Source organism: Pseudoalteromonas sp. 31A1 (assembly GCF_011378815.1).
Lineage (GTDB): Bacteria > Pseudomonadota > Gammaproteobacteria > Enterobacterales > Alteromonadaceae > Pseudoalteromonas > Pseudoalteromonas arctica.
Genome location: NZ_WTKY01000005.1, coordinates 220141 through 232247, shown reverse-complemented (window position 1 = coordinate 232247; position 12107 = coordinate 220141). Strand labels below are relative to the sequence as shown.

The 12107-nt window shown below is 38.9% G+C and carries 7 protein-coding genes; 6 read left to right on the top strand and 1 reads right to left on the bottom strand.

The genetic code is table 11. The features are described 5' to 3' along the window. Positions 1-389: 389 nt before the first annotated feature. Entirely contained in the window at positions 390-1559 is a 1170-nt protein-coding gene (locus GQR52_RS07630; protein WP_007580758.1) for a cache domain-containing protein, read from the top strand. 59 nt (positions 1560-1618) lie between these two features. Here the strand turns inward: GQR52_RS07630 and GQR52_RS07625 are convergent, their stop codons facing one another. After that, on the bottom strand, positions 1619-2551 hold the full coding sequence (locus tag GQR52_RS07625; protein ID WP_007580756.1) for a hypothetical protein: 933 nt from the start codon (positions 2549-2551) through the stop codon (positions 1619-1621). 383 nt (positions 2552-2934) lie between these two features. Here GQR52_RS07625 and GQR52_RS07620 point away from each other — a divergent pair, with 383 nt between their 5' ends. Genes GQR52_RS07620 through GQR52_RS07600 form a run of 5 tightly spaced genes read left to right on the top strand, consistent with a single transcriptional unit; the run spans position 2935 to position 12098 of the window. Beyond that, positions 2935-3237 (top strand): isoamylase early set domain-containing protein, encoded by a 303-nt coding sequence (locus tag GQR52_RS07620; RefSeq protein WP_007580752.1) that lies wholly within the window; start codon positions 2935-2937, stop codon positions 3235-3237. A 9-nt stretch (positions 3238-3246) separates the two neighbouring features. After that, complete coding sequence (gene malQ / locus GQR52_RS07615; protein WP_165728036.1) at positions 3247-5241, top strand: 4-alpha-glucanotransferase; 1995 nt, start codon at positions 3247-3249, stop codon at positions 5239-5241. Further along, a complete protein-coding gene (glgB, locus tag GQR52_RS07610; protein WP_165728035.1) occupies positions 5242-7512 on the top strand; it encodes a 1,4-alpha-glucan branching protein GlgB in 2271 nt (756 codons plus the stop codon). Then, entirely contained in the window at positions 7505-9568 is a 2064-nt protein-coding gene (gene glgX / locus GQR52_RS07605; protein ID WP_165728034.1) for a glycogen debranching protein GlgX, read from the top strand. Before glgB ends, glgX begins: the two co-directional genes overlap by 8 nt. Then, positions 9561-12098, top strand: a complete 2538-nt coding sequence (locus GQR52_RS07600; RefSeq protein ID WP_121954772.1) for a glycogen/starch/alpha-glucan phosphorylase — start codon at positions 9561-9563, stop codon at positions 12096-12098. Before glgX ends, GQR52_RS07600 begins: the two co-directional genes overlap by 8 nt. Positions 12099-12107: the final 9 nt, after the last annotated feature.

The window sequence follows — 12107 nt, the reverse complement described above, 5'->3', positions numbered from 1 at the left end:
AACGTAGCATTAATGCCAAACAGGCGCTGCTCAAAGGGTCCTTCCTAGGCGCTATTTACTCTTTGCTCGGTTTTTACTTATTCTTACATGGACGTAAGCCATTAGAACAACGCAGGAGCAGTTATTGAGCCCACTAGGTTACAAATCTCGCGCCGCGATTAAATAGCGCCTAGTTTGAACGGATTTTAATCCTCAAAGATCAACAGACCCTAGATATAAATGCATTAATTTAAATATTTAAGTGTACTTTTTATAAGCTAATAGCAGTAGAACATAGATTTAAATATTGAAGCCATTGATAAGATACAAAATTTTGTAAGGAGAATTTATGCTTTTTTAATATGGATGACTATACTCATTTTAATTTGTACAATATTTAGTAATGGATTATGCCTGCATATTTTTTTACCCTTTTATTGGGTTTAACTGAGCCTCTTCAGTTTGGAACAAACTTACCCACCACTGCACCTGATAATGCAGTCAACCAAGTTGAGTGTATTTTATTTGAAATGGGAGCCCCTTTTCAGCTACAAACCTTGCCATGGTTACGTGCACGTCGAGAAGTAAAGTTAGACCGCTTAGATGGTTATTTCACAACTCATTTAATGCCTGAAATGAAGGCCTATGGGCGCATATCATCCCCCATCTTTTTAGAAAGCTGGTACTGGTTTACTCATCCAGAGAGCATTAATAAACCAAAAAATAAAATGCGTTATGGTGCAGTAAGAGGGAGTTATCAGGCTAATTGGTTTAAAACTCAGAATATTATTGCTGAGGTAGAAGTAAATTCATTAGAAGAAATAGTAAATGTTATGCACCATAAGCGGATTGATAGAATTCTACTTGATTTAGACGATTTTGAATTAGCAGCCTCTAAGCTAGGCATTAATGAAGATGAGTATCAAAGAGAATTTTTTAGGTATGTGCCTTTGGGATTATTTGCTTCGCATTCACTTATTAAACGCTTCCCTAAATTTATGCAGCAGTTTGATGAAAATATAAATACTTGCGCGCAGGCTCCATTTTCACTATCAAAAAGTGAAGAAAAGCAAATACTTGATAGGTTGTCCAGTAGTGCTAAAACCTTACTAAACTTACCTAGTTTAGTAGAACAAGTTCAAATAAGTAATGAGTCTCCCTTAAGTGAATCTGAAATTAAAAAACTAGACCGGCTATGGATAAAAGAAAGTAAACAAGTTGAGCACCCTGATGGGTTAACTATGCTTAATTTACCGTTATCTAAAGTATTTAAAAAATGGCAATTACAATTTAAAGGTGTTGTTACTGAGCTGATATTGACTGATAACCAAGGAAAAAACATCGCTATTAGTAAGCTAACCAGTGACTACTGGCAAGGAGATGAAAATAAGTTTACTAAAATATTTAAACAGTCAAAAGATTTTAACTTTGATAGCGTCACATATGATGCATCAACACATCATTTTCAAGTTCAGCTAAGTTTTCCTGTTTTAGATGATAATAATAGTCATATTGGAGTGTTAATTTTAGGTGTTGATGTAGAAAAAGCACTTCATTCGTCAAACGCAAAGAGTAATTAACTCATTACCTTTCACATAAGTTAGCTAAGCTTTAATGCTTCAGCTTAGCTAACTATATGCTATGGAAGTGTTTTTTCTGAAATAGGTTTTTTTCTTATAACTTCTTTTTTGGCTTTATCAAGCTTTATAAAATAAGCATTACCGCCTATGCCTTTAAACTCTTCATCTGTAAATACAATCGTATTGTCATCAAAAAAGGTGACTGCTTCTTTTTGAGTAACAATCCCTAAGTCTATTTTTGATACATCACCAGAGAAAAACTTATCACCTTCAAAGTTTTCAAATAACCAAAGACTTGTTGAATCAAGTAAGACTAATTTTTTACGATCGGGGCTGAGCGCCGCAGAGGTTATCCAGCATAGTTTTTCAAGCGTGGTACACGTTTTAAAAGAGTCAATTAGCTCAGCATCAAAATTTGCTGCATGATCGCCCACTTTATACACTTTAGTAATACCATCGAAAGGTTCTGTGCGGTTTTTAGTAAATAAATATAAATGACGACCTAGTGCTACAAATGCTTCTAAATCAAAATTGCGGTCATTGGGTTTTATTGGACTGCCATCCATTTCAGGGTAGGTAAACTTAATTATTTCGGCTTGGGTTGTGTTTGTTTTTATATCTATAGGGTTTTCTATTTTATAAATAGTGAGCCATCTACGATCATTTTTGTTATTACCAAAATCCCCTAAAAAAAAGTGCCCAAATTTGTTTTGGGTCATGTCTTCCCAATCAATGTTTTTAGCGTTTTCAACCAAAATTTCTTTGGCGATAGAACCATCTTTGTTAAGGCGGTAAAGCTTGGGTTCGTTGCCTCCGTCGTTAATAGCCCATAGACGTTTTTGTTTATCAAATTCAATACCTGAGATTTCTTTTAATTTAGGATCAACTGAGATTTCTTTTTTACTATAAAGGGTATAGATTGAAGAACCAACAAGTGTGGCTATTATTAAAAAGATGATGGCTATAGTTATTAAAATGCTTTTTTTCAACATGAAAATTATGATATTTCAGAGTATTAAGATGCTGTGTATTATCGCTGATGAAAGTACAGAACAAAAGAATTTTATAAATTTAGGCAATACTTTTGGATTATTTAACTTTAAATTCGATTAAATAAATAATATGTGATGTACGCTTAGTTGGTTCAAATATTGCTCTGTACTACTGAGCTTTTTAAAAAAGATTGTTTATATACTAACCGCACTTTTTAAGTGCAGAAAAAATGAATTGTTGCACTGTAATAATGCGTAAATAAAGTTTTGGTTAACTTACAACGTGTTTAATGATTTTGAATGGAATCCACATCGCCTTTTTGTTTAGTTGTATGGCCTGTGGCAAAGATTAAGTACCCTTTTTGGTTTAGTTGGAGCCTGCTATGTTGAATAAACGTTTTTTTAAAACAAAAGATGAAGCTGAAGTAACCTTTGAATTTTCTCATCCAGAGGCAGAAGAAGTTTGCTTATTAGGCGAATTTAATGATTGGCAACCTGTGCCAATGAAGCTTAATAAAAAACAAGGTGTGTTTAAATTTAAACAACGCTTACCTATCGATCAACAATTTCACTTTCGTTATTTAATAAATGGAGACATTTGGGATAACGACCACCAAGCTGATGGTTATATTGGCAATACATTTGGCACAGAAAACAGCATAGTAAATACTCAACGCATTAATTAAGGCGATTCAATGGATGCTCTTTCGCAGTTGTTTTACCTGCATGGTATTGGCTTTGAATTCACTAAGTATACAGGTGAACAGGTGTTTTTTAGCGAAGACACGCGTAAACGTGCTTTGCAATGTTGCGGTGTTGATACAAATAACGAAGCCGAAATAACTCAACTAACTTATGATTTAGATGCATCGCTTTGGCTGGATTTAGTACCCAGTGTGAGTTTGGTTGACCAAAAAAAATGCGCTTTAAAGCTTCGTATAGACGAACGTCAGCAGTATTTAGCCGCCAACATTAATGTCCCTTCTCTTGGGATTAATATAGCGGTTGAGAACCTTTATAATTTGGCAGTTACAGGTGAATATTACTTACATGGCGTTCGCTATATTGAGCTGGCACTACCCATAGATAATATGCCAATTGGCTATCATGACGCCAATGTTCAGGTAGGTGAGCAACACGCTATTACACAAATTTGGTGCGTGCCTGAGCAAGTCTATCAAGTTGAAGACACAAAGCGCACAGGGTTATCTATTCAGCTTTACACATTAAAAAATAAAGCGCATTTAGGTATTGGCGACTTTGACGATTTACTAACGCTTACAAAATTATGCAGCTCGCAAAATATGGATTACATATTACTTAATCCACTGCATTTGTTATTTGCTGATATGCCAGAGCGTGCAAGCCCTTATAGCCCTAGTAGTCGGGCTTTATTAAACCCTCTTTATATTTCTATAGTATTAAGCGAAGACGCACAAAATAACACAGTTCTGCATGACCTCATGCAACGAGACGATGTAATTACACTTATAAAAAGTAATGATCAATTTATAGATTATGAAAATGTAAGCCGTATAAAGTATGCGTTATTTGAAGCGCTTTATAATCAGTTTGAATTAACGGCAAGTGATGAGCGTCGCCAAGCGTTTACTGATTTTTGTAATACTCATTCAACTACGTTAAATACCCTCGAGTCAGATAACTTAACATTTGATTATTACCTGCAGTGGCAAGCGCATACGCAATTGGCTCTGAGTCAACAAAGTTGTGCAGAGCGAGGTATGGCTATTGGCTTAATCAATGATTTAGCTGTTGGTTGTGCGGGTGATGGGGCCGAGTTTAAAAATCAGCAGTCGTTGTTTAGCCAAGGTGCAAGTGTAGGCGCTCCACCTGATCCATGGGCCGAAGCTGGCCAAAACTGGGGGCTTCCAGCACTAAATCCTCAAAGTCTTAGTAATAATCACTACCAATTCTATCGCTCGCTCATTCGCGCAAACATGCAAAATGTAGGTGGACTTAGAATTGACCACGTAATGGCTATTAGGCGCCTATGGTGGTGCTTTGAAAGCAATAGTGAACAAGGTGGCTGTTATGTTTACTACCCGTTTGAGCACTTACTCGCCATTTTAAAAATTGAATCACATATTAATCAGAGTATTGTTATTGGAGAAGATTTAGGCGTTGTGCCGCCAGAGGTAAGGCAGGCTTTGGCATCTAGCGGTATTTTTTCTAACAGCTTATTTTATTTTGAAAAACAACACAGTGGTGAGTTTTTATCGACTGATGAGCTAGCAACACAGTGTTTGTTAATGATAGCCAATCATGATGTACCGCCTTTTACAGGTTGGTGGCAGCATGCTGATTTAAATATTAAGCAACAATACAAGCTTATTACTTGCAATGAATACGAGCAATTAAAGCAACAACGAATAGAAGAGCAACATAGGATACTACGATTTATTAATCGCCATACCAATACAACCGAGCTTCTATTACATAGTAATTCAGTCGAAGTATATAACGCACTAGCATTATGTTTGGCGGGTTCTCAATCGCGTTTATTTGCAATACAAATAGATGATTTAGATGAGCAGAAGTATCCGGTTAATATCCCCGGGACAGACAAAGAATATCCTAATTGGCGACGTGTATTAACGCATACCAGTGAAGAAATTTTTACCAAAAATGCCTCACTTTTAGCTGCAATCGATTCAATAAGGAAAGGTTAAATGAGCAGTACAATTAATAAAAAATCTTCAGCGCAGGACAGCTCAGAGCTTGCTAATTCATTACAGGACAGCTCAGTACATGAAAATAGTTACGATGCACAAGTACATGCATTAAATACCGGACGATTTAAAGACCCATTTAGCTTTTTAGGGGCACATAAAACGGATGCTGAGGTTGAAATTCGTTTTTACTTACCTTGTGCAATAAGTGTGAGTGTTACATTAAATAATAAAAGTATTAAGGCGCAGCGCTACCAACAAAGTGACTTATTTATAGTCAAAGTTGATGCGCTGCCCACTGCGCCTTATCAATGCATTGCTCAGTACACAAATAGCAGCACTACCTTTTATGATGAATACAGCTTTGAAAGCACACTTGATGCAGAGGCAATGTATTTATTTAACGAAGGCAGCCTTGAACATGCTTACTCTCATTTTGGTGCACATTTTAGCACTCAACAAAATGTAGAGGGTGTGCGCTTTTGTGTATGGGCGCCTAATGCAGCAAGTGTCTCTATTATTGGTGAGTTTAATTTTTGGCAAGCTAATCGCCACTTTATGCGTTTCCATCCTGCAAGTGGTGTATGGGAGTTATTCGTACCAGGTCTTAAAGCCGACATGTGCTACAAATTTGCAATTACCGCCCAAAGTGGAGAAGTACTCGAAAAAGCTGACCCCTATGCATTTAAAATGCAACAAGCACCAGGTACTGCAAGTGTACTGCAGTATAAACCAGAACCTATAACGCTCGGCGCTCAGGCACTTCAAAACCGACAAAAGCGTAATCATATTGATGCGCCAATTAGTATTTATGAAGTGCATTTAGGCTCATGGCAACGCGCTGAAAACAACCGCTATTTAAGTTACACAGAGCTTGCTGACAAACTCGTTAGCTACGCCCTTGAAATGAATTTTACCCACCTTCAACTTATGCCAATAAGTGAATACCCGTTTGATGGTTCGTGGGGGTATCAGCCTGTTGGTTTATTTGCACCTACCAGTCGTTTTGGCGATTACAACAGCTTTAAATACTTTGTAGAGCAATGCCACAAAGCTAATTTAGGTATTTTACTTGATTGGGTGCCTGGGCATTTCCCCAGCGATCCGCATGGCTTACATCGATTCGATGGCACTCATTTATATGAGCATGCCGATAAGCGCCAAGGTTTTCATCCTGATTGGAATACCTACATTTATAACTACGACCGCCCTGAAGTTAAAAGCTTTTTGATTTCAAATGCTATGTATTGGTTACATCAATTTGGTTTAGATGGTCTGCGTGTAGATGCCGTAGCCTCTATGTTGTATTTAGATTACAGCCGAAAAGAAGGCGAGTGGATTGCTAATTGTTATGGCGGGCGCGAAAACTTAGGTGCAATTGAGTGCCTAAAGCAAGTCAATATGCGCAGCTATAAAAACAACCCAGGCATTATGATGGTGGCTGAGGAGTCAACAGCGTGGCCGGGTGTCACCCAAAGTGTTGAGCACAACGGCTTAGGCTTTGGCTATAAGTGGAATATGGGTTGGATGAACGATAGTTTGCATTACATGCAGCACGACCCTTTATACCGTCAGCATCATCATCACGAAATGACTTTTTCGATGGTATACGCTTTTAGTGAAAACTATATATTGCCATTAAGCCACGATGAAGTAGTCCACGGTAAAGGATCGTTAATTGAAAAAATGCCAGGCGATGATTGGCAGAAATTTGCTAATTTACGCGCTTACTACGCATTTATGTGGGCACATCCGGGTAAAAAACTCTTGTTTATGGGCGGTGAAATTGCACAGCGAAAAGAGTGGGGACACGATCATTCTATCGATTGGCATTTACTTGAGCACCAAAGCCATAACGGTATAAAGCACACCGTAAAAGCGCTCAATACCGTTTATAAAAACCAACCCGCATTGTATGAGTTAGATTCGAGCGCGGCTGGTTTTACCTGGATAGATAACAATAATAATCAGCAGAGCATTTTAAGCTTTGTTCGCTATGCTAAAAACGCAAAAGACTTTGTGGTTGTTATTGCTAATTTTATCCCCGCGTCATATGAAAACTACGTTATTGGCGTACCGAGTAAAGGGCGTTATAAAGTTGTTTTAAATACAGACGATACTCAGTTTTTTGGCTCTGGCGTTGAGGTAACTAAAGATTCATCGCAGATAGTTCAGGCAATAAATGAATCAAATCATGGCTTTAAACACAGTATTTCAATTGCCATTGGTGGCTTAACAACTATTTACTTACAAAAGGTTGATGATGAGTAACCAATTTGATGTAGCCCCCGGTAATGTAGAACCGCTAGGTTCTAGTGTTATTAATAATGGGGTTAACTTCGCGCTTTATGCGCCAGGTGCAAGCCAAGCCTATGTGTGTTTGTTTGATAAAAGTGGCCATTCAGAAATCCTAAAAATGGCGATGAATATCAACGAAGGGGGGGTTTGGAGTATTCATATTTCGCCATTAAGCGCAGGCGCACTTTATGGCTTTAGAGTTGAGGGTGAATATAACCCTAAAAATGGTCAACTATTTAACGAAAATAAGCTACTTATAGACCCGTACGCAAAAGACTTGTTTGGTGAGTTTACTTGGAGCGAACGCCATTACGGGCAAATGCCAATTGGCACTAAAAGCACCGTAAATAATACCATTGATATACCTAAATCAAAAGTAGCGGCTCCTACTTTGTATGCGGATAAAAAGCCAAACCACCGTTGGTCAAACACGGTTATTTACGAGTGTCATGTTAAGGGCACAACGTGTCGTCATCCTAAAATCCCTAAATCTCTTCAAGGAAAGTTTTTAGGGATAAGCCACCCAAGCTTTATTGAGCACTTACAAAGCTTTGGCGTTACAGCAGTTGAGCTTTTACCTGTTCATTCATTTATTAGTGAGCAATTTTTAACAGGAAAAGGGCTGCAAAACTACTGGGGTTATAACACGCTTAACTTTTTTACCCCTCATAAAGACTATTTGGTAAACGACGATATAAACGAGTTTAAGCAAATGGTGCAAGAGCTTCATGCAGCCGACATAGAAGTTATTTTAGATGTTGTTTATAACCATACAGCAGAGGCGGGGGCAGATGGCCCTATATTATCGCTAAGAGGCTTTGATAACTTAGCGTATTACCGCACAGTAGAGGGGCAGCCTGATGTATATATAAACGATACCGGCTGTGGCAATACCATAAATATTGACCACCCTAAAACACTGCAACTTGTACTTGATAGCCTTCGTTATTGGGTTGAGGTAATGGGGGTTGATGGTTTTAGGTTTGATTTAGCGACCATTTTAGGTCGCTCAAAAACAGGCTTTAGCTCCGCACATACTTTTTTACAAGTGGTAGCTCAAGACCCTGTGCTAAACAAGGTTAAGCTAATAAGCGAGCCGTGGGATATCGGCCCTGGTGGCTATCAGTTGGGTGCATTTCCGCCGCCGTGGCGAGAATGGAACGATCAATACCGCGATGTAATTAGGCGTTTTTGGCAAAGTGAAAAAGGCATTATAGCAAGCGTTGCAAAACGTTTGCATGGATCGTTTGATATTTTTGAGCACAGCCAGCGCGGACCACTCAATAGTATTAACTTTATAACGAGTCATGATGGTTTCACGCTTGCTGATTTAGTGAGTTATGAGGAAAAACATAACGAGGCTAATGGTGAACAAAACAGAGATGGGCACAGTGCAAATCATTCGTTTAACTGCGGAGTTGAAGGCTTTACCAGTGACTCAAAAATAAACGCACTGCGTTTGCAACAACAAAAGAACTTTTTACTTACTTTAATACTCTCAAAAGGTGTTCCCATGATTGCCGCTGGCAGCGAAATGGCGCACTCTCAAGGGGGTAATAACAATGCTTATTGCCAAAATAATCGCACTAGCTGGCTTGCCTGGAAAGATTCTCAACTTAATCATTCGCTAACACGATTTATTGATGATGCTTTAAAAATTAGACGCGGGCACAGTGCGTTCAAACACAGTGTATTTTTAGATGATATAGACGAGCGTTTTACCGTTAAGTGGTTTACCGAACAAGGTAAAACCATGACCGACGCTCATTGGCATGAAGATACCAGACAGTTTTTAATGTATAGCTTACTTGATAAGCAAAACAATCATGCATTACTGATGGTATTTAATGCCAGTAAAAAAACAGTTTTTTGCCAAATGCCGCCTTCGCCTATTAATGCGCCGTGGCAAATGGTTTTATCAAGTGTAAATAATGCATCTGTGAGTAGTAATGAAGATGTGATGGTTGAAATTTCAGCACAAAGTAGTTGGGTTTTTAGTGCTAATTTAGAGGATGTAAGTCATGGCTAAACAAAGTGAACAAGTGTGTGTAGTAAAGGGCTGGCAAGAAGGTCCTGTTATAGATGAAAGTACGCTTAAAGATGACTTAACACGGCATTTTTATTATACCCTAGGTCGCGATAAGGTCGGCGAATCAAGACTGTATTTATACCATGCTTTAGCGCTGACTATTCGCGACAGACTTGTTGCCCGCTGCAGAGAAACGAATCAACAAATTAAGCAAGAGAAACGCCGCAAAACGGCTTACCTTTCTCTTGAATTTTTAATGGGACGTGCGCTAGGTAATGCAATACTAAACCTAGATTTAGACGACCAAGTTGCTGCTGCATTACAAGAATACTGCACAACAGTAGAAACGCTTGAAGATGCCGAGCACGACGCAGGTTTAGGTAACGGTGGTTTAGGCCGCCTAGCTGCTTGTTTTTTAGATAGTTGTGCAAGTCTAGCGTTACCTGTCATTGGTTATGGCCTTCGTTACGAATACGGCATGTTTAACCAATCCATTAAAGATGGTAACCAAATTGAGCAACCAGATAACTGGCTGCGCGAAGGGCACCCATGGGAGCTAAGCGCGCCAGAGCATGCAAAACGTGTGAAATTTGGCGGCTACGTGCAAAGTTACACGGATAAATTTGGCCGAGAGCATCGTCAATGGATGAGTTCACAAGATGTATTAGCTGTCCCTTACGATGTCCCTGTCCCAGGTTATAAAAACAATATTGTAAATACGCTACGCTTATGGAAATCAGAAGCGACAGATGAATTTAATTTGACCGAATTTAATGCAGGCAGTTACTCAGAAGCCGTCGCACAAAAAAACCTAGCTGAACAAATTACCATGGTGCTGTATCCAAACGACAGCAGCGAAAATGGTAAAGAGCTTAGATTGCGCCAACAATACTTTTTATCATCTGCGAGTATTCAAGACGTAGTTGATCAGTGGGTTTCCCAACATGGCGAGAACTTTAGCGACTTTGCTGATTTTCATGTTTTTCAGTTAAACGATACACACCCAAGTATTGCTGTTGCAGAGCTGATGCGTATTTTAATTGATGATTACGAACTTGATTGGAACGATGCTTGGCAAATCACTACTAAAACAATGGCCTACACAAACCATACGCTACTTCCTGAAGCGCTTGAAAAGTGGTCTGTTTCGTTGTTTTCAAAATTATTACCACGCATTTTAGAAATAGTTTACGAGATAAACGCACGCTTTTTAGCACAAGTTGCACAGCAATGGCCGGGTGATGTTAATAAACAGCGTGCATTGTCGTTGATTGAAGAGGGCGATGAGCCGCAAATTCGTATGGCTTACTTAGCCATTGTAGGGAGTTACTCTGTAAATGGCGTAGCAGCACTGCATACCGAACTGTTAAAAGCGGGCTTATTTAAAGAGTTTTACGCGCTTTGGCCAGATAAGTTTAATAACAAAACAAATGGTGTTACCCCAAGACGTTGGCTTGCACATTGTAATCCCGTTTTAAGTAAATTAATCAGCGAAAAAATTGGTCATGACTGGGTTAAAAACTTTTCAACAATTAGCGACCTACGTCGCTTTTACGATGACAAAGCATTTCATGGGCAATGGCAAAATGCTAAACGCGAAAACAAACAGCGTTTAGTTGATTTAGTTAAGGCGCGCTGCGATGTTGATTTTGACGTATCGATGATGTTTGACGTACAAGTAAAACGTATTCACGAATACAAACGTCAGCTATTAAACATACTTCATGTGATTCATTTATATGACCGTATTCGCCGTGGTGATACCCAAGGGCTTGTTCCTCGCTGTGTTTTATTAGGTGGTAAAGCAGCACCGGGTTATTACATGGCTAAAAAAATTATTAAGCTTATTAATAACGTGGCAGAGGTTATAAATAAAGACCCGTTAGCAGCCCCGTATTTACGCGTCGCCTTTTTACCTAATTACAACGTAACCGCTATGGAAGTTATTTGTCCTGCAACCGATTTGTCAGAGCAAGTATCTACCGCAGGCAAAGAAGCGTCTGGTACTGGCAACATGAAGTTTATGATGAATGGTGCATTGACGATCGGCACGCTGGATGGTGCAAACATTGAAATTAGAGACGCCGTTGGTGCAGACAACTTCTTTTTGTTTGGGGCACAAGCTCATCAAATTGATGATATTAAGTCACGTTACAATCCTGAGCATTTAATCGCGCAAAATAGCGATTTAAATAATGTAATGCAACTACTCGAAAGCGGCCATTTTAACTTGTTTGAACCATGCTTATTTGACGATATTACAAATGCAATTAAGAGCCCGCACGATCCATGGCTTGTTGCGCACGATTTTGAAAGTTATGTAGCAGCTCAAAAAGAAGTAGATAAAGCGTACGCAGATCAAACCTACTGGACACAAATGAGTATTTTAAATACGGCAGCCAGTGGAATGTTTTCAAGTGATAGAACCATAAGCCAATACAGTGAAGACATTTGGCATTTAGAACCCCTCAATATTAGTGAAACAGACTTAACGACAACTAAAAGCCATGCCACTAACAGCCTAGACTAAATGGAGAGA